At 54.8% G+C, this 19,946-nt stretch carries 24 protein-coding genes; 8 read left to right on the forward strand and 16 right to left on the reverse strand.

Annotated elements, in window-relative coordinates; all coding sequences use genetic code 11:
• The first annotated feature begins 139 nt into the window (after positions 1–139).
• From EL386_RS12175 to EL386_RS12190, 4 genes are all read left to right on the forward strand, one after another.
• The gene (locus tag EL386_RS12175) at positions 140–1,792 is read left to right on the forward strand and encodes an acetolactate synthase large subunit (RefSeq protein WP_172597719.1); all 1,653 of its coding nucleotides are present in this window, start codon (positions 140–142) and stop codon (positions 1,790–1,792) included.
• Between the two features lie 21 nt (positions 1,793–1,813).
• A complete protein-coding gene (locus EL386_RS12180) occupies positions 1,814–3,250 on the forward strand; it encodes an aldehyde dehydrogenase family protein (protein WP_197722082.1) in 1,437 nt (478 codons plus the stop codon).
• A gap of 74 nt (positions 3,251–3,324) precedes the next feature.
• Complete coding sequence (locus tag EL386_RS12185; protein WP_126456513.1) at positions 3,325–4,809, forward strand: FMN-binding glutamate synthase family protein; 1,485 nt, start codon at positions 3,325–3,327, stop codon at positions 4,807–4,809.
• A 62-nt stretch (positions 4,810–4,871) separates the two neighbouring features.
• Positions 4,872–5,075 carry a YdcH family protein gene (locus EL386_RS12190; protein WP_126456514.1) on the forward strand — a complete coding sequence of 68 codons (204 nt, stop codon included), beginning with the start codon at positions 4,872–4,874 and terminating at the stop codon, positions 5,073–5,075.
• A 167-nt stretch (positions 5,076–5,242) separates the two neighbouring features.
• On the opposite strand, the gene EL386_RS12195 is transcribed toward EL386_RS12190, so the two are convergent.
• The 10 genes from EL386_RS12195 to EL386_RS12240 all read right to left on the reverse strand — a co-directional run bounded on the left by EL386_RS12195 (position 5,243) and on the right by EL386_RS12240 (position 10,974).
• Positions 5,243–6,292, reverse strand: a complete 1,050-nt coding sequence (locus tag EL386_RS12195) for a DUF3549 family protein (RefSeq protein ID WP_126456515.1) — start codon at positions 6,290–6,292, stop codon at positions 5,243–5,245.
• 88 nt (positions 6,293–6,380) lie between these two features.
• Positions 6,381–6,671 (reverse strand): hypothetical protein, encoded by a 291-nt coding sequence (locus EL386_RS12200; protein ID WP_126456516.1) that lies wholly within the window; start codon positions 6,669–6,671, stop codon positions 6,381–6,383.
• Between the two features lie 61 nt (positions 6,672–6,732).
• Positions 6,733–7,251, reverse strand: coding sequence for a protein disulfide oxidoreductase (locus EL386_RS12205; protein ID WP_126456517.1), 519 nt, complete (start codon positions 7,249–7,251; stop codon positions 6,733–6,735).
• A 32-nt stretch (positions 7,252–7,283) separates the two neighbouring features.
• Complete coding sequence (locus tag EL386_RS12210) at positions 7,284–7,697, reverse strand: PilZ domain-containing protein (RefSeq protein WP_172597720.1); 414 nt, start codon at positions 7,695–7,697, stop codon at positions 7,284–7,286.
• A gap of 122 nt (positions 7,698–7,819) precedes the next feature.
• Positions 7,820–8,023, reverse strand: a complete 204-nt coding sequence (locus tag EL386_RS12215; protein ID WP_126456519.1) for a cold-shock protein — start codon at positions 8,021–8,023, stop codon at positions 7,820–7,822.
• A gap of 198 nt (positions 8,024–8,221) precedes the next feature.
• Positions 8,222–8,554, reverse strand: coding sequence for a hypothetical protein (locus tag EL386_RS12220; protein WP_126456520.1), 333 nt, complete (start codon positions 8,552–8,554; stop codon positions 8,222–8,224).
• Between the two features lie 4 nt (positions 8,555–8,558).
• Complete coding sequence (gene trxC / locus EL386_RS12225; protein WP_126456521.1) at positions 8,559–8,993, reverse strand: thioredoxin TrxC; 435 nt, start codon at positions 8,991–8,993, stop codon at positions 8,559–8,561.
• 10 nt (positions 8,994–9,003) lie between these two features.
• Complete coding sequence (htpX, locus tag EL386_RS12230) at positions 9,004–9,888, reverse strand: protease HtpX (RefSeq protein WP_126456522.1); 885 nt, start codon at positions 9,886–9,888, stop codon at positions 9,004–9,006.
• Between the two features lie 112 nt (positions 9,889–10,000).
• Positions 10,001–10,249, reverse strand: a complete 249-nt coding sequence (locus EL386_RS12235; protein ID WP_126456523.1) for a YcgL domain-containing protein — start codon at positions 10,247–10,249, stop codon at positions 10,001–10,003.
• Entirely contained in the window at positions 10,249–10,974 is a 726-nt protein-coding gene (locus EL386_RS12240; protein WP_126456524.1) for a type 1 glutamine amidotransferase, read from the reverse strand. The genes EL386_RS12235 and EL386_RS12240 overlap by 1 nt, the downstream gene beginning before the upstream one ends.
• 44 nt (positions 10,975–11,018) lie before the next feature.
• Here EL386_RS12240 and EL386_RS12245 point away from each other — a divergent pair, with 44 nt between their 5' ends.
• The 3 genes from EL386_RS12245 (at position 11,019) to EL386_RS12255 (ending at position 14,112) form a co-directional block, all read left to right on the forward strand.
• Positions 11,019–11,555: a hypothetical protein gene (locus EL386_RS12245; RefSeq protein ID WP_126456525.1), complete on the forward strand. Its 537-nt coding sequence runs from the start codon at positions 11,019–11,021 to the stop codon at positions 11,553–11,555.
• Between the two features lie 231 nt (positions 11,556–11,786).
• Entirely contained in the window at positions 11,787–12,206 is a 420-nt protein-coding gene (locus EL386_RS12250; RefSeq protein WP_126456526.1) for a rhodanese-like domain-containing protein, read from the forward strand.
• A 34-nt stretch (positions 12,207–12,240) separates the two neighbouring features.
• Positions 12,241–14,112: a methyl-accepting chemotaxis protein gene (locus EL386_RS12255; protein ID WP_126456527.1), complete on the forward strand. Its 1,872-nt coding sequence runs from the start codon at positions 12,241–12,243 to the stop codon at positions 14,110–14,112.
• 6 nt (positions 14,113–14,118) lie between these two features.
• Here the strand turns inward: EL386_RS12255 and gshA are convergent, their stop codons facing one another.
• Together gshA and EL386_RS12265 are read right to left on the reverse strand one after the other, a co-directional pair.
• Positions 14,119–15,693 carry a glutamate--cysteine ligase gene (gshA, locus tag EL386_RS12260; RefSeq protein ID WP_126456528.1) on the reverse strand — a complete coding sequence of 525 codons (1,575 nt, stop codon included), beginning with the start codon at positions 15,691–15,693 and terminating at the stop codon, positions 14,119–14,121.
• 115 nt (positions 15,694–15,808) lie between these two features.
• Positions 15,809–16,036 (reverse strand): hypothetical protein, encoded by a 228-nt coding sequence (locus EL386_RS12265; protein WP_126456529.1) that lies wholly within the window; start codon positions 16,034–16,036, stop codon positions 15,809–15,811.
• Positions 16,037–16,210: 174 nt separating this feature from the next.
• Between EL386_RS12265 and EL386_RS12270 the strand changes: the two genes are divergently transcribed.
• Positions 16,211–17,113, forward strand: coding sequence for a bile acid:sodium symporter family protein (locus EL386_RS12270; RefSeq protein WP_126456530.1), 903 nt, complete (start codon positions 16,211–16,213; stop codon positions 17,111–17,113).
• A 19-nt stretch (positions 17,114–17,132) separates the two neighbouring features.
• On the opposite strand, the gene EL386_RS12275 is transcribed toward EL386_RS12270, so the two are convergent.
• The 4 genes from EL386_RS12275 to EL386_RS12290 all read right to left on the reverse strand — a co-directional run bounded on the left by EL386_RS12275 (position 17,133) and on the right by EL386_RS12290 (position 19,939).
• Entirely contained in the window at positions 17,133–17,573 is a 441-nt protein-coding gene (locus EL386_RS12275) for a hypothetical protein (RefSeq protein WP_126456531.1), read from the reverse strand.
• A gap of 100 nt (positions 17,574–17,673) precedes the next feature.
• Complete coding sequence (gene msrA, locus EL386_RS12280; protein ID WP_126456532.1) at positions 17,674–18,345, reverse strand: peptide-methionine (S)-S-oxide reductase MsrA; 672 nt, start codon at positions 18,343–18,345, stop codon at positions 17,674–17,676.
• Between the two features lie 65 nt (positions 18,346–18,410).
• Positions 18,411–19,622 (reverse strand): iron-containing alcohol dehydrogenase, encoded by a 1,212-nt coding sequence (locus tag EL386_RS12285; protein ID WP_126456533.1) that lies wholly within the window; start codon positions 19,620–19,622, stop codon positions 18,411–18,413.
• A gap of 2 nt (positions 19,623–19,624) precedes the next feature.
• A complete protein-coding gene (locus EL386_RS12290; protein ID WP_232020205.1) occupies positions 19,625–19,939 on the reverse strand; it encodes an antibiotic biosynthesis monooxygenase in 315 nt (104 codons plus the stop codon).
• Between the last annotated feature and the right edge of the window lie 7 nt (positions 19,940–19,946).

Consider the following 19,946-nt stretch of genomic DNA (forward strand, 5'->3'; position numbering starts at 1 on the left):
CTAACAGATTGGCATTTGCGAGCCATCAACTATTATGAGAGGGTAGTCGCTAGACCTTATTTGCCGCAATCACTGGCCCGATCGTGTCATAGGGGCCCGTCCCGGCTTACCACAACTAAAAACAAAGGAACGCTGACTGGTGAAGGCCTCAGACCTGTTTGTAAAATGTCTGGAAACCGAGGGTATCGAATATATCTTCGGCGTCCCCGGCGAAGAGAATGCCGACTTCATGATGTCGCTGGAGAAGTCGGAACAAATCAAATTTATCCTCACCCGCCATGAACAGGGCGCGGCCTTTATGGCCGAGGTCTACGGCCGACTGACCGGCAACCCGGCCGGTTGCCTGGGCACACTCGGTCCCGGTGCCACCAACCTCATCACCGGCGTTGCCGATTCAAACATGGACCGTTCACCGATGCTGGTGCTGACCGGCCAGGGCGCCTCGACCCGCCTGCATAAGGAATCACACCAGGTCATGGACGTGGTCGCCATGTTTAAGCCGGTCACCAAGTGGGCGCAGACCATCCTGCACGCGAACAACATTCCCGAGATCGTACGCAAGGCGGTGCGCCTGGCCCGTACCGAAAAACCCGGCGCCTGCCATATCGAACTGCCGGAAGACATCGCCAAGCACAATACCGATGAAAAACCGATGACGGTGCAACGCTTCCGCCGTCCGGTTGCCGACGACAAGGTCGTTGATCAGGCCTTTGCCAAGATCAAACAGGCCAAACACCCGATCATCATTGCCGGCAACGGCTGTATCCGCAAACGTGCCAGCAAGCAGCTACGTGATTTTTGCGAGAAGGCCCGCATCGGTGTTATCAGTACCTTTATGGCCAAGGGCTGTGTTGATATGGATGCCGACTATTGCCTCTACACCGTTGGCCTGCAGGCCAAGGACGTGGTCGCCTGTGCCATTGATGCGGCCGACCTGGTTATTACACTCGGTTATGACATGGTCGAGTACCACCCGCACCTGTGGAACAAGTCTGGTGACAAGGAGATCGTCCACATCGATTTCCTGCCTTGTGAAATCGACTCGCACTACCACCCGCAGACCGAGGTGGTCGGCGACCTCGCGCATACCCTATGGATGCTGAATCAGCGTGTTGATGCCAATGGCGGCCTGGGTTTTGACCTCAAACAACAAGCAGCGACACGCCGCGACATCATCGCTGAACTGGAACTGCATAAAGACGATGACAGTGTCGGCAAACTCAAACCACAGAAGGTACTCTGGGATGTGCGCCAGCTTATGGGCGCGCAGGACATCCTGCTTTCCGACGTCGGTGCCCACAAGATGTGGATCGCCCGCCACTACCAGTGCCATGAGCCGAATACCTGCCTGATCCCGAACGGTTTCTGTTCGATGGGCTTCGCCCTGCCCGGTGCCATCGCCGCTGCCATGGTTCACCCGGATCGCCGCATCCTCGCCATCTGTGGTGACGCCGGCTTTATGATGAACGTACAGGAAATGGAAACGGCACGCCGTTACAACGTCAATATTGTCATCATGGTCTGGGAAGACAAGGAGTACGGCCTGATCGCCTGGAAGCAGCAAAACGAGTTCGGCCACCATACCGACCTGTCCTTTAATAGCCCTGACTGGAATCAGCTTGCCGATGCCTTTGGCTGGCGAGGCCATGTGGTCGACAAGACCAGTGGGCTAATCCCGACGCTGGAATCGGCCTTTAATGAAGATGGCCCCAGCCTGGTCGTGGTACCGATCGACTATGCCGAGAACATGAAACTCACGGAACGCCTCGGTAATATTTCTTGTCCCATTTAACAATATAAAGGAAACAGTCGCATGACCGCACACTTCCCGCTCATGGTCCCAGGTGCCTCGGCCGATGGCAAGCTGGAGGTACAGGCCCCGTTTGACCGCAGCACCATCGCCACGGTCGATGTAGCCGGTGCCTCAACGGTTGAGCAGGCCTTGAGTACGGCCTATGCCCTGTTCCGGGATCGGGATGCCTGGCTGCCTGCACCGCAGCGTATCGAGATCCTTGAGGGTGTTGTTGAGATCATGCGTGAACGTGCCGAAGAACTGGCCGTGGAGGCCGCCCGTGAAGGCGGTAAACCTCTCATTGATTCACGCGTCGAGGTCGGCCGCGCCATAGACGGTGTACGTAATTGTATTGACTGTATCCGTGACAACCACGGTGAAGAGATCCCGATGGGCATCAACCCCGCATCGATGAACCATATGGCCATGACCCACCGCGAACCGATCGGCGTGGTTGTCGCGGTCAGCGCCTTTAACCATCCGCTGAACCTGATTGTGCATCAGGTCGGCCCGGCCATCGCCTCCGGCTGTCCGGTCGTGATCAAACCTGCCGGCGATACCCCCTTATCCTGCCTGCGTTTTGTCAGCATATTGCGCGAGGCCGGTCTGCCTGCCGAGTGGTGTCAGGCCGTCGTGATTTCTGACCGCGATGTCGCAACAAGTCTTGTCACCGACAGGCGCGTCGGCTTTTTCAGTTTCATTGGCAGCGGCAAGGTTGGCTGGCAGCTGCGTAGCCAACTGGCCCCCGGCGCACGCTGTGCACTCGAGCACGGCGGTTCGGCACCGGTCATTGTTGAGCCGGATGCCGACCTGGATGATGCCCTGCCGTTGCTGGCCAAGGCCGGCTTCTATCATGCCGGCCAGGTCTGCGTCTCTGTACAACGTGTCTATGTGCACCGTTCCATCGCCCGCCGGGTCGCTGAGGGCATTGCCGAACTCGGTAACAAGATGGCCATTGGCGACCCAACGTCTGCAGATACCGATGTCGGCCCGCTGATTCGCCCCGCCGAAGTCGAGCGCGTGCACAAATGGGTTGAAGAGGCCATTAGCCAGGGTGCCGAAAGGCTCAGTGGTGGCAACAAGATCGGCGAGACCTGTTATGCCACCACGGTACTGCTCGATGCCCCGGATGATGCCACCATCTCTCGTAACGAGGTGTTTGGCCCAGTGATCCTCGTCTATAGCTACGATGACATGGACGATGCCCTGGCCCGTGCCAACGCCCTACCTGTGGCCTTCCAGGCGGCCATCTTCACCAAAAATCTTGATCGTGCCATGCGTGCCTACCGTCGTTTCGATGCCTCGGCCGTCATGGTCAACGACCATACCGCCTTCCGTGTCGACTGGATGCCGTTTGCCGGCCTGCGCGAATCGGGGCACGGTGTCGGTGGTATCCCGCATACCTTCCGCGACATGCAGGTCGAGAAGATGCTGGTGATCCGCAGCCCCGAGTTATAGTCAACGTTCTCATCCTGATCTGTCCAGCTCGATAACAGATCAGGCTAACAGGGTGTTATTACAGGGAGTCCTTTATGCCGGACAGTCGTTATATGCTCCTCGCCGTGGAATACATGGCGTATTTCTTCATCTTTGTTGCCGGCCTGATTGTGATGGCTGTGATCATCACCTTCATTGTCGATGTTACGCAACGCAAACAGGCTATCCGTCGCAACTATCCGGTCGTTGCCCACTTTCGGTACGCCTTTGAAAGCCTCGGCAAATTCTTTCGCCAGTACTTCTTTGCCATGGACCGTGAAGAGATGCCCTTTAACCGTGCCGAACGTTCCTGGGTCTACCAGGCCTCCAAGGACCTCGACACGACACGCGCCTTTGGTTCCACCCGCTCCCTCAGGGAACCCGGCACACTCTTGTTCGTGAACTGCCCCTTCCCTGTGCTCGGTGAAGATGCCGCGCAACCCGAGGCACTGAGTATTGGACCTTATTGCCGCCAACCCTATACGACGAGTTCGCTCTTTAATATCTCCGGCATGAGTTTTGGCGCGATCTCCAAACCCGCCGTACTGGCGCTGGCCAATGGCGCACGTGCGGCCGGTTGCTGGATGAACACCGGCGAGGGCGGCCTGTCACCCTTGCACCTGGAGGGTGGCTGCGACCTGGTCTTTCAGATCGGCACGGCGAAATACGGTGTCTGCAATGCCGCGGGGTTATTCGACGATGACAGACTGCGCAAGGTTGCGGCCCATGAGCGAGTACGCATGTTCGAGATCAAACTGTCACAGGGTGCCAAACCCGGCAAGGGCGGCATCCTCCCCGGTGCCAAGGTTACTGAAGAGATCGCCGCGATCCGTGGAATCCCGGTCGGTAAGGACTCCATCAGCCCAAACCGCCACATCGAGGTCGATAATATCGAACAGCTGCTCGATATGATTCAGCACGTGCGCGAGGTTACCCACAAGCCAGTCGGCATTAAGATGGTACTCGGCGCCTATGGCTGGCTGGATGAGCTCTGCGAGCTCATTCATGCCCGTGGCAAGGAGTCGGCACCTGATTTTATTACCATCGATTCCGCCGACGGTGGCAGTGGCGCGGCCCCCATGAGTCTGCTCGATTACATGGGCCTGCCGCTGAAAGAAAGCCTGCCCATGCTGGTACGCTGCCTTGAACGCCATCACCTAAAGGAACGTATTCGCGTCATCGCCTCGGGGAAACTCATCACCCCCGCTGAGGCCGCCTGGGCCCTGTGCGTCGGCGCGGATTTTATCACCTCGGCACGTGGCTTCATGTTTTCACTCGGTTGCATCCAGGCCCTGCAATGCAACAAGAACACCTGCCCTACCGGCATCACCACACATAACCCGCGCCTGCAAAAAGGCCTCGACCCCCGGGTAAAGGCCGTGCGTGTGGAAAACTATGTCCGCAACATCGTCCATGAGATTGGTGTCATTGCCCATTCCTGTGGCGTACATGAACCACGCGAACTGCGCCCCTTCCATGCGCGGGTAGTCATTGATAATGGCCATTCCATCTCGCTGGAGGAGTTGTACCAGGACCGCTGAATTTCATGGCGACTGCGGGTATAATGTCGCGCCTTTGTCGACGCTAAATAATAGGACTATGCATGAACGACGAACAGGTCGAGCTGCAAAACCGGATCGAGCAACTCAAACTCGAGCATCGCGACCTTGATGAGGTTATCAGCCGTCTGCATGAACAGGGCCTGGCCGATCAATTACAGTTACGTCGCATGAAAAAGCGCAAACTTGTTATCAAGGACATTCTGCAACGATTGAAGAGTCAGCTCATCCCCGACATGGACGCATAAAAAGGCATTGATGATCGCGAATTGTTGAAGGATGAATTAAAAAACCCGCGCGGAGACACCGAAGTCGCGAAGAATCACAGCACCTTTTCCTGCAAACCTACTTGGTCTTAGCGATGGATGAAGCCAATAAGTTGATCCTCTTTCCGATCGTCAATCATTAATCCAGGCTATTCACCTTGCAGGGCGGTAAACAGACCATCCAGGGCACGGGAGAGTTTTTCTGAACGCCTCGGGTTACGCAGACCGGCAAACAGCGGCTCGCGCATACCGGGAATAAACATCAGGTCGGCCAGCATCGCATTAAAGACTTCCTGGCCGTGGGCATTGTCGGCAAGCCCCTCGAGAAACAGCAGGCAGGTGTCCTCCTCCTTCAGGCTATCCCAGGCGCGGGCAGCAATCGCGGCAAGCAACTCGATTTCCCTGCCCTGCTCCCCCGCCAGTAATTGCTGCAGGACCTGGCGACGCTGCGCCGTATCACTAAAGGAAACGCCGCGACAAATCGCAGTTTGCAGGGCCAGTGATACCGGCCCCACTTGTAATCGCGCCTGCAGGGCCTGTAGCACATTAACAGGCAGGCTGACATTCTCCAGGGCGTGGCAGAGGGGGATCAAGACCTCCTCGGGTAATTCGGCAATGGCCTTGCCGAGCAGGGCGGCATTATCCACCTCATCGAGGCGTAAGGCGAAGTCGGCCAGGCCTTGCAGACCGATAAAGGCCCATTGCTCAAAACCGACCTCGCCCTGCATATACTCGCGGGCATGCTGGTAATACTTCGAGGCCGGCAGATGCAGTGTTTTCGCGGCACACGCATTAAATACGGCCATGCGGTCTTCGCGCGGCCGAAATACGAGGGGATTGTCTTCCATGATGTTCGGCGGCTCGGCCTTATCCGGGTCCAGCCGGGCCTCGGCGATCTCGAGCAGGCGCCGCAGAAAACCATCACGCGCCACCTGCATGAGTTTTCCTTGTTCATCCAGTGGCAGGCGCAAAAACCAGATCGCCTGCTCAGCCTGTTCATGCTGCGTATCAGCGGACGGCCAGAAGATGATCGCCAGCCAGGCACTACGCTGCAAGGGCAAGGCCCAGGGACGCTCCAGTTTCTCGAAGGCGACGAACTCGTCTACCGGTACCTCAATAATTCGCCGTCCCAGCTCAAAGACCCGGAACTGGTTACCGGTCTGACGGAGGAAATCTGCGAGAGTATGGATAGCTTGCATAACACTGACTCTGAAAAAAACGACCCCGCCATAGCGAGGTCATAATACAACATCGTTCTAACCGATGGCCGATGCGGTCGGCCCGGTATTATTCTTCCGCAATCCATTCCTCGAGGGCGGCAATGATGCTTCGGGCCTGATCAGCACTGGAGATATTGAACTTGGACTTCTGGAAATATTCCCCATTGCGTTTCTGGTAACGGCGGATGGTGAACTTGGGGGCAGCGTATTCTTCCTTGCGCTTATCCCAGTCCTGATACTTGTACATGATGGTGGACCAGGCCCCCTTGGTCAGTACTTTCTTATCAAGCTGTTTTACCAACACCTGTCCATCTTCGGAATATTCAATGGAAAGGTCGTCAACTGTCGTCTCGGCCATGATCTACGGGTATCCTGTGGTTAATAAACTTTCGGCAAGAGTAACAGAACCAGGCCGAATGTTAATAGCCTGCCACGAACAGGCGGGCACGCAAGCCCCATTCCGAGGTGTAGCCGACCTCAACATCGGCGATCTGGCCTTCTGCATCAATGATATAACTGGCCGGGAAGCCTCGCACCCCATAGAGGTTGGCCAGTTCGCCGTCTTCATCCACCAGTACCGGGATCTTTAGGTCCTGCTCCTGCACATAAGCCGCTACCGCCGCAGCATCCCCCGACTGACTGGCGAGACTGATAACCGGGTAATCCTTGGCGATGGATTCAATCGACCCCTGTTCAAAGCGACAAATCGGACACCAACTGGCCCAGAAATGTACCAGCACCACCTGCCCTTGGTAATCGGCCAGACTAAGCTGGCGTCCATCGAGGAGTTGTCCGGCGATTAACGGCGCGGCGCCCTTGGGGGCATGACGGGCCTGCCAGGCCTGCACGGCAGAGAAGACGATCAGGATAAGGATGACCTGGATAAGCAGCGGGCGCCAGAAACGATGACGCCCACGGGTGGGCTTGGCTGATGACATGGACGGCCATGATACGGATAAACCCGGCTAATTCAATCCGGGTTGGGAAAGTCACTGGCGTTTTTGCTGATCCACTCCATCGCCGCCTGCTCTGCATCCAGCTCCCGTCCCTGTTCGAGCCTGACCTTGCGCCGATAGTGCTCAATATGACAGACCTGCTCGACCATTCTCATGGTATAGAGGTCCGCACTATTCATAAACTCAACCCCCATGTCATAGCCATTGTCGGTCTCACGACTCCATACGACCCGGGCACGCACTCGCGTATCCCGATTAGGCATATTCACACGCAAGTCAACAATCGTCCCTGGCAAGAGACTGGCCTGACTCCTGAAACTCAGGCCGCCGTGGCTAATATTAATCAACATCTCAGGACTACCTTCCGGGTTATTATCCGGACTGACATCAATGGGGATATCAGAGGGGTGCCTGATGAAAGACCGCATGCATACTGTCCTTTTATTGCCAATTACTTTCAGCATAGACAAATGTGATGCGCTTGACTATATCGCCCCTGAAACAAAAAACCCTGCATAAGCAGGGCTTTTTGCCGTCCGGGGTAAAAGACCTATTGCGGGACGACGTTAGTCGCCTGCAGGCCCTTGGGACCCTGTTCAACATCGTAGTTCACACTCTGACCTTCAGCCAGAGATTTGAAACCGTCGCTCTGTACAGCAGAGAAATGTACAAACACATCATCGCCGCCTTCGTTTGGTTCAATGAAACCAAAACCCTTGGAGTCGTTAAACCACTTCACCTTTCCTGTTGCCATAATTATTTCCTCGTCTATAACTGGGCTTCCATGCAGAACGAAAGCGGCATTGCATTACCGTAGTTGGTAGATATTGCGTGTAGCCCATACCTCGTTTCTGCAATACGCCGAGTATATCCCCTAATTCCACCCTATTGCCAATAAGGAAATGCTTAAATAAGCAATACCTAATGTAATGAAAATGCCATGAAAAAAAGACTAACTTGCCGTCAGTTGTGCGGCTGTGACCGGCTGGCCCTCGAGCAACTGTAGCAATAACGGCAACAGGTTTTCACACTGGTGTTGCTCGACATAATAGTGCATCGCCGCCTTCAGGTGCGCACGCAGGCGACGACTGATCTCTGCATACTTTCCGCCATGCGCGGTAAAATCGGTTTCAAGTTTCTCGGCCGCATCCATGAGTGCCTGACGGGCGACCTGCGCGCATTCCGAACCGCCCGGCGGATAGGCCGTCTCGGCGTATTCACGGATGGCGATAGACAAAACGTCCTGCAAGGCTGCTGGGCATTCAATGCGAAGGGGCCTGGCCATAGGGCTAGAGCTGTGAGCGTAGCCACTGGCTAAGCGTATTCAGGTCCATCGCCCCGGCCTGGCGGGCGACTTCACGCCCGCCTTTAAACAGGGCCAGGGTCGGGATACTGCGTATGCCGAATTGCCCGGCCAGCTGCTGCTCAGCCTCGGTATTGACCTTGGCGACGCGCACCTGCGGTTCGAATTGTGCGGCGGCCTGTTCGAAGACCGGCGCCATCATCTTACAGGGGCCACACCAGGGTGCCCAGAAGTCCACCAGCACCGGAATGTCACTGCGGCCGATATGCACCTGGAATGTGGCTGCCGTCAGTTCCAATGGCTTGGCCACAAACAGCGGCTGTTTGCACTTGCCACAGTAGGGTGCCTGACTGAGGCGCTCTGCTGGTACACGATTGATGCCGGTGCAGTGCGGGCAAACGATATGTTGTGCATTCGACATAATGATGACCTTAGCGCATGGCGCGCAGTGCGGCGATACGCTCGCTGATGGGTGGGTGTGACCTGAACAGGTCGCGCATACTACCGGGCTTGCCACCATTGATACCAAAGGCAGCCAGTTGGTCAGGCAAGGGGCCGGCACCACTGGCGGCATGCAGGCGTTCAAGTGCCGCGATCATTTTCTCGCGCCCGGCCAGTTGCGCGCCACCGGCATCGGCTCGGTATTCACGCTGGCGACTGAACCACATGACGATCATCGTCGCGAGGATGCCGAGCATGAGTTGCGCAATGATCGAGGTAATGTAAAAGGCCGGACCATGCCCGCGTTCCACCTTGAAGACAATACGGTCGACGAGGTGGCCGATAACACGTGAGAAGAAGATCACAAAGGTGTTCACCACCCCCTGGATCAGGGTCAGGGTGACCATATCACCATTGGCAATATGACTGACCTCGTGCGCAAGCACTGCCTCGACTTCATCGCGATTCATGTTACGTAGCAGGCCGCTACTCACCGCAACCAGTGCCGCATCCCGACGCATACCCGTGGCAAAGGCATTCGGCTCGGCGGTATCAAAGATACCGACCTCAGGCATGCCAATGCGCGCCATCTCGGACTGGCGGCGTACCGTATTGACCAGCCAACGCTGCTCTTCGCTGCGCGGCTCAGTGATCATCTGCACGCCCATCATGCGCTTGGCCGTCCACTTGGACAGGGCCAACGAGATCAGGGAGCCACCGAAACCAAATATCGCGGAAAATATCAGTAACGCCTTAAGGTCCAGGTCCACTCCTTGCTGATCGAGCACGCTTTCGATGCCGAGTAATTGCAGGACCGTGCCAAGCACCAGCAGGATGGCCATGTTTGTGATTAAAAACAGAAAGATGCGCTTCATGGATATACCCTGGTAATTAAATCCAAGTCCTTATATGGGGCGAACGGCAAGCCCTTTCAAGCCCATCGGCCCCGGTCTGGCAGCTGTTCAGGCGGGCCTGAGCCGGTTTACGTCAGATGCGCGGCGCATCTTTATCCGGGGGCATTTGCAGGTAGAAACCCTGTTCCACGAGCAGGCGTTGTACCTCTTCGAGATCGGCATTCACCAACTTGCTGCGACTGCCCAGGTCCAGTTCCATGACCAGCTCCAGTTCGCCGAACATCGTTAACAAGGCCTTCGGTACGCGGGCGAAGTCATCCGCCTTCTCTACATATAAAAATGACTCGGGCTTACGCGGCCCCTTGTAGATCGCACAATGCATTATCGGTCCTTTAGCGGCGGCTCGTTCAGACCTGCCAGCCAATGTTCAAACAGGCTATCGGCGAGGCGGTGCAGGGCCGGGATACGTGTCTCGAGATTGTGGCTTATCTCAGCATGCGCCTGATTACAGACGCCGCCTTGCGCAATGTCACCGGCATATAACTTCACCCACTCCTGCACCATCTCGGCGGTGACCTCAATGTGGAATTGCAGCGCCAGGCTCTTGCCGCAGGCATAGGCCTGGTGCGGGTAACAGGCGCTGCCCAGGAGCAACTCGGCACCCGGCGGTAAACTGAAGGTATCACCATGCCAGTGAAAGGCCAGCGGTTCATCCGGTAAATCCGTCAGGGCACGGATCCCACTCGCGCCGTTAACCCAATGCAGGGGATGCCAGCCGATCTCCTGGCCGCTCGAACCCTTACTCACCGTGCCACCGAGTGCCTTGGTCAATAACTGGCTGCCCAGGCACACGCCCAGCATCGGCACCCCGGCCTGATGGGCACGCTGGATGAGGTCGATTTCATCATTGATCCAGGGCAAGGGGTCATTCACGCTCATCGAACCGCCCATGAACACCAGACCGGCGACATCATCAAACGCCGTCGGCACGGCATGACCGTCATCAATACAGACGACCTCGTAAGGCCATTGCAGGCGCTCAAGTATGGCGCCGAGATAGCCGGGCCCCTCACAGGCGATATGGCGGAAAAATCGGATCGGCTTCATGTTTACTATCCATCTCTGCGAATCATGGCACTATAATACAGGTTATGCCTAACCGACTCACATCCCTGCGCACGCTCCTCCTGTCGCTGTTATTGACCTTAAGCGGCTGTGTGGTCCTGCCGATTCACCCCGACAGTATCGAGGACCCGGCCCTGCTCGAGATCAAGACCGTCTTTGCCAACACGGTTGCAGAAACCCTCAACGACCCCGAACAGCAATGGACCAGCGGCTGGCTCGGCAATATGTGGGTCAATTTCCACGGCGATAATAACCGTGGGCTATGTTACGAATGGAAGTACCGCATCCATGCCGGGGTGAAAAAAACCGTGGCACGGGTTGGCTGGCGAACCACGGGTATTGTCATCAACCAGGGGGCCGAACACGAGCATCATGCCGTGGTTGTATTTGACCCGACACGTGTTGGTAAAAAAGACCTTCTCTCCACACCCCGCAACCAACCCGCCTATGTCCTCGACGCCTGGCGACAGGGAAAGGCCGACATTTACCACCTCGCTGACTGGCTGCAACTACCGCAAACCTTAACGGTTGCGGCAGAAATCATCCCCATATCCACGCCCTGAATCACTCTCGGACTTCTCCCGGCTGTTGAAGCCTCAGCTCCGGCAACAAGTAGCCAATATCCATGTGAATACTGTCTAAATACTTTATAAGATAGGCCGTTGCGGACGAGTTTATCTAAAGTTTGCCTTTGATCAGACGATAGCTTCGGTAGGTGGCTGTAAGAATATTTTTACATAAATTCAGGTTTACCACCCCCTGTACACAACACTCGTCTTAAGGAGACATTCAACATGAAAAGATTTGTATCCACATTGTTCACCGCATTCTGTGGCCTCGCGCTCATGACATCGGTGCAGGCGGCAGGCAAGGTCTCGCCGACCAGTGTCGATGGCGCCAAGACCGTGAATGCCGCAGAGTCGAAGGCCTTATTCGACAAGGGCGTTGTTTTCCTTGATGTCCGCTCAGACAAGGACTGGAATGCCGGCCGTATCCCTGACGCCATTCATATCGAGCTAAAGAAGCAGCTCAACGAAGACAGCATGGCTAAAGAAATCAAGAAAGGTGATGAAGTTGTTATTTACTGTAATGGCGAGAGTTGCCTGCGTAGTTCGAAGGCCGCTGCCAAGGCAGTGGGCTGGGGTTACAGCAAGGTCTACTACTTCCGCGATGGCTACCCTGCCTGGAAGGCCGCCGGATACCCGGTTGAGTAAATAACTGACAAGTTTTAAAGGAACAGGAATTATCATGAGCCTGCGTGCAAAAATCACCATCGGTGCCATCATTGTCACACTCCTGGTCTCGATCACCCAGATCGCTACCAGCCTGTTATCACAGGGGCATATCGAAAACATGTTCGCCGATGCCACGATTACCGGTAAATCCGTGCTGTGGAAGAAGATCATCGCCAGTCAGATGGAGAAGATGATCCCCGGCACATCGGCACTGGCACGTGACCGTGCAACGCGTAAGGCCCTGCTCAATAAGGACACCGTGGCACTCAAGGAAGGTGCCACGACCACCTTCAACTTGTTATCTGCCTCCAATGTCATTTCCCGGATGCAGATTGTCGGCCTTGAAGGCGAGGTGATGTTTTCCGCACCCGGCAGCTTCCAGGGCAAAACAAAAAAATTACTTGTCACGCAGGCTATCCAGGAAGGCAAGATCGTGCGCGGCCTTGAACGTGATGATGACGGACGGCTTATGGCCGTGGTTGCATTCCCGCTCACTATGCGTGGCAAGCCTATTGGTGTAGGGGTATTTGCGCGCAACCTGCAGGACGCCATTGAAGATTTCAAGATCAATGACTATTCAGAGATAATCATTGTCAGTGAGGCAGGCGACAGTGAATACAGCACCACGCCGGATTATCTTGCGAAGCTCAATATTGAATTACCCGCCCTGGGCAAGAGCAGCTTGCAAAGGGTCAACATGGATAAAACTATCGATGCCGTGAGCATACTGCCAATCATTGATAATAATGGTATAGCGCTTGCCCATCTGATTAGCGCCAAGGATTATACTGAACAATATACTGCACGTCAGAGCACCAATATGCTTGCCTATGGTTTGACCGCGGCAATAGTCATCATCGCCCTGACTGGCCTGTACTTCTATATGCGCTATATGCTCAAACCACTCAACGCAGTCGTTAGCAATCTGAACAAGATTGCTGCGGGGAACCTGACTGATGATATTGAAGTCACCTCAAATGATGAAATTGGTCAATTGCAGTATGCCATGCATCAGACCACTGTACAGTTACGCGATATTATCCAACTCATCAACATTATCTCCGGACGGCTTGGCACATCCTCCAATGAGATGGTCTCTATTACCCAGACAACACAAAGTAGCATCCAGGAGCAACAATCCGGCATTGCGCAGGTCGCTACGGCTATGAACGAAATGTCGGCTACCGTAATCGAAGTGGCACGAAATGCCCATAGCGCTGCCGAGGCGGCACATAATGCCGATAATGAAGCCAACAATGGTCAAACCGTAGTCAATGCCACTATCAGTTCCATTCAGCAACTTGTTAATGAAGTTGAAAATGCCAGCGATGTGATTAATGAAGTCCGTAGTGATAGCGATGCCATTGGTACCATCCTGGATGTCATTCGCGGCATCGCTGAACAAACCAATCTACTCGCCTTAAATGCCGCAATTGAGGCGGCCCGCGCGGGTGAACAGGGGCGTGGTTTTGCCGTGGTTGCCGACGAAGTCAGGACACTGGCCAGCCGTACCCAGGAATCAACCAATGAGATTCAGGGAATGATAGAAAAATTGCAATCCGGTATTCGCAATGCGGTAACGACTATGGAACAGAGTCGCGAGCGGGCCGGGCAGACGGTTGAGCAGGCCAGCAAGGCTGACCAGTCACTGCAAACTATTACCAGTTCTGTCAGCACCATTAATGACATGAATACGCAAATCGCCAGTGCTGCAGAACAGCAAACAGGCGTCGCCGAAGAGATCAACCGTAATGTTGTAGAGATCAACCATATATCAGAAAGTAATGCCGAGGGGGCTAACCAGATACTGGCCGCCAGTGAAAACCTGAATCGCCTGACAGACGAACTAAATAGTGTCGTTCATCGCTTTCAAATTAGTGAATAAACCTGCCTAGGCCTGTTCGAAATAGTGTTTGAGGTAGTCATCCAGACTCTCCTTATCCTCGGCCTCGCGTTCCTGTTGCTGTAACAGGGACTCCTTAACGGCCAGGTCAAGCAACTCCTTATGCGCAGTATCCGTAGTCAAGTTGCTGAAGTATTCATGGTGCTCATGGGACTTGCGTTGGGCAAAATGATAAAAACCTTCGCCGTTATCCCGCATCTCGGCCAGCATACGTGCCGAGGGGGTTAGCGCCGGGTCAAGCACGGCGGCACGCTGCTGTGCCAGTGCCCGCGAATAGGGTTTGTCTGGCAGGGAATTATCCATGTACTCACAGACCGCCTGCATTGCCTCGCAAATCTCAAGCCCCCAGTCACGCAGACTGATCTCACCATCACGGCGCACAAGCATCAGCCCGGGCTCACGGCCGCGGTGGGCGACGTTAAGTTCATTTTGATCAATGGCAACACGCTCTTCGGCATTAATGAGTGGACTGTCCTGTAACAGACAATACAACATCAGGGCCTCGAGGAAGTACAGTTGGGTTTCGTTAATACCCAGTGGCTCGAAGGCATTCACATCAAGCGAGCGCAGTTCGATGTAACGCACACCTCTGCGCCGGAGGGCCAGCACCGGCATCTCATTCTTTTCGGTGATCTGCTTGGGGCGTACGGTACTGTAATATTCGTTTTCAATTTGCAGAATATTGGCATTCAGTTGCCGGTATTTACCGTCCACCTTGACACCAATCTTTTCATACTCGGGACACGGTGTGTTGATCGCACACGTCAGGCTCTCGGCATAACTGGCCAGGCTATCGTAATTGGCCTTGATACCCGTTTCGTTTTCCTTGTTATTCTGGTAACCAATATCGCCCATGCGTAGCGAGGTCGCATAGGGTTCGTAATAGGTATTCTCGTCAAACTCACTCAAGGTAGTGGGTTTACCGGCAAGAAAGGATTTGCATACTGCGGGTGAGGCACCAAATAAATAGGGTACCAGCCAGCCGATACGCTGCAGGTTCCGTAACATAGAAAAGTAACTGGCAGAGATGAAATCACCCAGGGCTTGTTGATCGGCAATAGCAGCCTGGTATTGCGGCCAGAATGCGTCGGCAAAGGAAAAATTATAATGGACCCCGGCAATGACCTGCATCACCCGGCCATAACGGTAGCCGAGACCACGACGGTAAATGGTCTTCATCATCCCCGCGTTGGAATGACCGTATTGTGCGATGGGTATACTTGTCTCGCCAGCCACCACGCAAGGCATGCTGGTGGCCCAGAGGATTTCTTCGTCAAGTTTCTTATAAACATACTGCTGTACATCACCAAGGAAGCCCAGCGCCTCAGCCACTCGTGTGAATGGTGGGGTAATAAACTCCAGCAGGGCCTCGGAATAATCCGTTGTGATATAGGGATGGGTCAATGCCGAACCGAGCACGGCCGGGTGGGGGGTATTGGCAATACCACCGTCCCTGTTGACGCGCAAAGTTTCTTTCTCCAGACCGATGAGACTCTGGTTGAGTAACTGACTGTCTACAGTCTTAACCAGTTTGTGTAAGCGTTGTGTGTAGTGCGATGACAAAATACCGGCATCCAGTCGAACAGAACCATCAGCCCTGTTCAGAAATCGTTATATGAGTGGGGGATTCTATACTGACTGCATGGGAGATTCATCCCTGCGAGTAATGCGGCGAATACTAGCCAAGTCGTGCATCGGCCAGGAGTATCACTGTATTTCCTTCAGCCTCTTCCGTCTCTACCATGCGACGCGCACTGCGCATGGCCTCCATACGGTTCTCATAGGTGGCAATATACAATACCGTGCCATCGAGCCTGTGTGCCATGGTATAGCCATAGCTCTCCTCGCGCACCTCAATGACGTGCGTACCGGCAGGGTATTTTTTATTTTCTATCTTTACCTTCACGACCTGGTTTATCCTCACTTCTCGCTTATATAAAGCTATCGACCAGAAACAACAAATATTTAGCCCTTGCACATGAACATTTAGCCTTATTAGTCAGTATGTTAGATTCCATGACAGGGGCGCTACGGCGCGAATTGTAGCACCTCCACGGCCTTTGCAAGTAGTGGCGTTCACATGACCCGCACATTGTTTCCCCTCTTCGCCATTGGCCTCTCACTAATGGCCTGGTGGCTACCTGCCCCCTTCATGGCGCTAAAACCGGCGATTGTGCCCCTGCTGGCCGTCATCATGCTGAGTATGGGGCTGAGCCTGCGGTTTGAGGACTTCAGTCGTACCCTCAAACGGCCGTGGCTCATTGGCCTGGGTATGCTCCTGCAATTTGGCATCATGCCCCTGGCCGCCTACCTGATTGCCCGGCAACTGGGCCTGGCAATGGAGCTGCTGGTGGGCATGGTGCTGGTAGGTGCCAGTGCCGGCGGTACGGCCTCGAACGTGATCTGTTACCTCGCTAAGGGTGATGTGGCACTTTCAATTACCCTGACGACGGTCTCGACCCTGCTTGCCGTCATCGCCATGCCGGGCCTGACCTGGCTGTACCTCGGGCAAAGCATCCCGGTGCCTTTTGTCGAAATGCTGGTCAGTATAATAAAGATTGTCATCCTGCCTGTGCTGCTGGGTGTAATACTGAACCGCTTCTTGCACCGGGCGTTGAAAAAGATTCAGTTCCTCTTTCCTGTCATCGCCGTCAGTGCCATTGTTGTGATCATCGCCATTATCGTTGCCCTCAACAGTCAGCGCCTGGCACAGGTTGGCCCCGCCCTGTTACTCGCTGTGGTCCTGCACAACCTTATCGGCCTGCTTGCCGGTTATGGCATCGCCGGCCTGCTGGGCTATGATGCGCGTATCCGTCGCACCCTGGCGATTGAAGTGGGTATGCAGAATTCCGGACTGAGTGTGGCACTGGCAATTAAATACTTTTCTGCTGCGACGGCACTACCCGGCGCATTATTCAGTATCTGGCACAATATTTCCGGATCACTACTTGCCAGTTGGTGGACTCGCAAACACAGGAAATAAATGCCTCAGCCTTGTCGCATCAATTTTGCTGGGTATCGATGTGCCAGTCATAAGCACAATCAAGATGAATACGCACCGCAACAATACTGGTGATGCCGTCTTCCAGCATGGCGGCCAGAGGCGTACGATTTCCAAAACGGTTATTAACGCGATTCATCCAGGTACTGCCTGCTGAATAATTACAGGGGTTAGAGGTGCGCAGTGCATCCTCGATTCCCAGCAGGTGATCAATATACTCCACCACCCGCGGTTCATCCGGTAAAAAAGAAGAACCCTGGCGCCAGCTACGCACCTGACGACGGCGGGTTTCATCCGCCACACCAAGTAGCCGGATCTGATCCGAATCGGCAACCTTCCAGTCATCGAGCAAGGCAATAATATTGCGCGTGAAGTGTATACGCTCTTCTTCACTCATGGATTGAAAAGGGGACGGCTGGACGGTGTTATCACTATTACTCATTATCTGTTACCGAATCATCTTTAACTAAAAATCGGCGTCTGAGTGTAACACATCCCGACACGGCATCGGCGATAGCCGTACGCATGATAGGTGATTAAGCCTAGACGTGCAGAAATTTCCGGATTTTGGCGATCGTCGAACCGGGATAGTTCACGCCCGTGCCTCCCAGACCACAATAGCCATTCGGGTTTTTCGCCAGATATTGCTGGTGATAATCCTCAGCATAATAAAACTCGGGCGCCGGCAGAATTTCAGTGGTAATGCCATCACGACCTGCCGCGGTCAGTTCTTTCTGAAAGATCTCTTTTGAGGCCTGGGCCTGTTGCAACTGCTCGTCACCGTAGCAATAAATCCCGGAACGATATTGCGTACCGCTGTCATTGCCCTGCCGCATACCCTGGGTCGGGTTATGGGCCTCCCAGAAAATCTTGAGTAATGTGTCATAGCAGATCTTGTCCGGGTCAAACACAACCAACACGACTTCGTTGTGTCCAGTCATGCCACTACAAACCTCTTTATACGTAGGGTTAGGTGTGTAACCGGCCGCATACCCTACCGCCGTGCTGTAGACGCCATCGGCTTGCCAGAATTTTCGCTCTGCACCCCAGAAACAGCCCAGGCCGAACATCGCCCGTTGCATACCCTTCGGGAATGGGGCTTCAAGGGGGTGGCCGTTCACATAATGGTTGGCCGGTACCGGCATTTTCAGGTCCCGCCCCGGCAAGGCCTCATCTACTGAAGGCATACGGCCTTTGTGACTATTCATAAACATGACGTCCTCCTCAACATTCTATTCGTGTCGTTAAGGTTAGAGCCTTAGCTCCCTGTGTGGTTCCCTTACAGGCGGGTCCTGACGATCGCTGCGATCTCCTCGTCCGTCAAGACGATCGGATTCGTCTGCATACTGCTACCCCGTGCATTCGCGACAAGTTGAGCGATACCGGCTTCACTCAGACCGTATCCACCTAAACGCGGCAGTTGCATGTATTCCGTCCAGGCCGACAGGGTATCGACCAGTGCCTGCCAGGCATCGGCAGGGTTATGGAAGTGCCTGTCACAAATTATCGTCGCCAGTTCAGCGTACTTTACCAGGGCCGGATTGTCTGGCTCACGTGTGCGCATTGCCGCAATATTCACGCGCGTACACTCCGCCACCAGTGTGCCACAGACCACCCCATGCGGGATGGGATAAAACGCTCCCAGTGGCGAGGCCAGGCCATGCACAGAACCGAGCCCGGTTTGGGCCAGGTTGATCCCCGAGACCAGTGCCGCCCACAACATCTGTTCACGGTAGGCGCCACTAACCTGTTCATCGGCGGTCTGTGCATTCACCGCCTGTGCATACCAGGGCAACAAGGATTCACTGACGGCGCGGATGGCATCGATACCGAGGGCATCGCAAAAGCGGTTCGCCCGGGTAGAAACATAGGACTCCATTAACTGGGTCAAGGCATCCATACCATTCGCCGCGATCAGCGCCGGCGGACAACTGGTCAGCAGGTCGGGGTCGAGTACCGCATACTCCGCGACCAGGGCATCATCACGGAAGGACTTTTTGAACCCGTCACGACCTTGGATACTCAAGACCGCATTCTTGGTCGCCTCACTGCCGGTACCCGCCGTGGTCGGCACGGCGATAAATGGTACGGCTGGCCCCGGGTAGGCCAGTTCCGGGCCTACGCCTTCAAGGAAATCCATTACGCTGTTTTCAATCCGCAACAGACCGGCTATGGCCTTGGCGGCATCGAGCGGACTACCGCCGCCGATACCAACCACCACATCAATATTGCCCCGACGAAACCGCGCTACCTGTTCATCGACCCAGCTAGGAGAAGGCTCACCGTCAACACAGCAACTTTCGACGCGGATGGATTTGTCACGCAGTGCCTGTTGCAGCCATGACCAGTGTTCGGTTTGTTTGAAACGCCCACTTCCCAGCACCAGCAAGACATGCTTGCCGTAATGCTCGATCAATGCGGGCAGCCGCTGGAAACTGCCTGCCGCGAACTCGATACGCGGCAGGCGCGCGATGGAAAATGGTTTTGTCATACTCAACCTTGTGGAAACAAACCTTCATACGTAACACCTTCGCGTGGCGAAGCCATCCACTCGGCTACCGTATCCCGCCATTGAAGATAATGTGTGGTCTGTTTGTGGGCCGCGGCATCCTCAACATGGGCATAGGCCTCATATAAAACAAAATGCGCCGGTTCGTTAGTCGACTGCAGGACATCAAAACGCCGGTTACCGGGTTCCTGTATCGAGGCCCTGTGATTAACTTCAGTCGCCGCAATAAAATCGTTGATGTGACCAGGCTTTACCTGAACATAAACCATACTGACATGCATGCCATGCTCCTTTATCATGCCCTGC

The sequence above is a fragment of the Sulfuriflexus mobilis genome, assembly GCF_003967195.1.
GTDB classification, from domain to species: domain Bacteria; phylum Pseudomonadota; class Gammaproteobacteria; order AKS1; family AKS1; genus Sulfuriflexus; species Sulfuriflexus mobilis.

Coding starts and splice junctions, on each gene's coding strand:
- EL386_RS12180 (WP_197722082.1), top strand. CDS start 1,814: ATGACCGCACACTTCCCGCTCATGGTCCCAGGTGCCTCGGCCGATGGC.
- EL386_RS12185 (WP_126456513.1), top strand. CDS start 3,325: ATGCCGGACAGTCGTTATATGCTCCTCGCCGTGGAATACATGGCGTAT.
- EL386_RS12190 (WP_126456514.1), top strand. CDS start 4,872: ATGAACGACGAACAGGTCGAGCTGCAAAACCGGATCGAGCAACTCAAA.
- EL386_RS12195 (WP_126456515.1), bottom strand. CDS start 6,292: ATGCAAGCTATCCATACTCTCGCAGATTTCCTCCGTCAGACCGGTAAC.
- EL386_RS12200 (WP_126456516.1), bottom strand. CDS start 6,671: ATGGCCGAGACGACAGTTGACGACCTTTCCATTGAATATTCCGAAGAT.
- EL386_RS12205 (WP_126456517.1), bottom strand. CDS start 7,251: ATGTCATCAGCCAAGCCCACCCGTGGGCGTCATCGTTTCTGGCGCCCG.
- EL386_RS12210 (WP_172597720.1), bottom strand. CDS start 7,697: ATGCGGTCTTTCATCAGGCACCCCTCTGATATCCCCATTGATGTCAGT.
- EL386_RS12215 (WP_126456519.1), bottom strand. CDS start 8,023: ATGGCAACAGGAAAGGTGAAGTGGTTTAACGACTCCAAGGGTTTTGGT.
- EL386_RS12220 (WP_126456520.1), bottom strand. CDS start 8,554: ATGGCCAGGCCCCTTCGCATTGAATGCCCAGCAGCCTTGCAGGACGTT.
- trxC (WP_126456521.1), bottom strand. CDS start 8,993: ATGTCGAATGCACAACATATCGTTTGCCCGCACTGCACCGGCATCAAT.
- htpX (WP_126456522.1), bottom strand. CDS start 9,888: ATGAAGCGCATCTTTCTGTTTTTAATCACAAACATGGCCATCCTGCTG.
- EL386_RS12235 (WP_126456523.1), bottom strand. CDS start 10,249: ATGCATTGTGCGATCTACAAGGGGCCGCGTAAGCCCGAGTCATTTTTA.
- EL386_RS12240 (WP_126456524.1), bottom strand. CDS start 10,974: ATGAAGCCGATCCGATTTTTCCGCCATATCGCCTGTGAGGGGCCCGGC.
- EL386_RS12245 (WP_126456525.1), top strand. CDS start 11,019: ATGCCTAACCGACTCACATCCCTGCGCACGCTCCTCCTGTCGCTGTTA.
- EL386_RS12250 (WP_126456526.1), top strand. CDS start 11,787: ATGAAAAGATTTGTATCCACATTGTTCACCGCATTCTGTGGCCTCGCG.
- EL386_RS12255 (WP_126456527.1), top strand. CDS start 12,241: ATGAGCCTGCGTGCAAAAATCACCATCGGTGCCATCATTGTCACACTC.
- EL386_RS12270 (WP_126456530.1), top strand. CDS start 16,211: ATGACCCGCACATTGTTTCCCCTCTTCGCCATTGGCCTCTCACTAATG.
- EL386_RS12275 (WP_126456531.1), bottom strand. CDS start 17,573: ATGAGTAATAGTGATAACACCGTCCAGCCGTCCCCTTTTCAATCCATG.
- msrA (WP_126456532.1), bottom strand. CDS start 18,345: ATGTTTATGAATAGTCACAAAGGCCGTATGCCTTCAGTAGATGAGGCC.
- EL386_RS12285 (WP_126456533.1), bottom strand. CDS start 19,622: ATGACAAAACCATTTTCCATCGCGCGCCTGCCGCGTATCGAGTTCGCG.
- EL386_RS12290 (WP_232020205.1), bottom strand. CDS start 19,939: ATGATAAAGGAGCATGGCATGCATGTCAGTATGGTTTATGTTCAGGTA.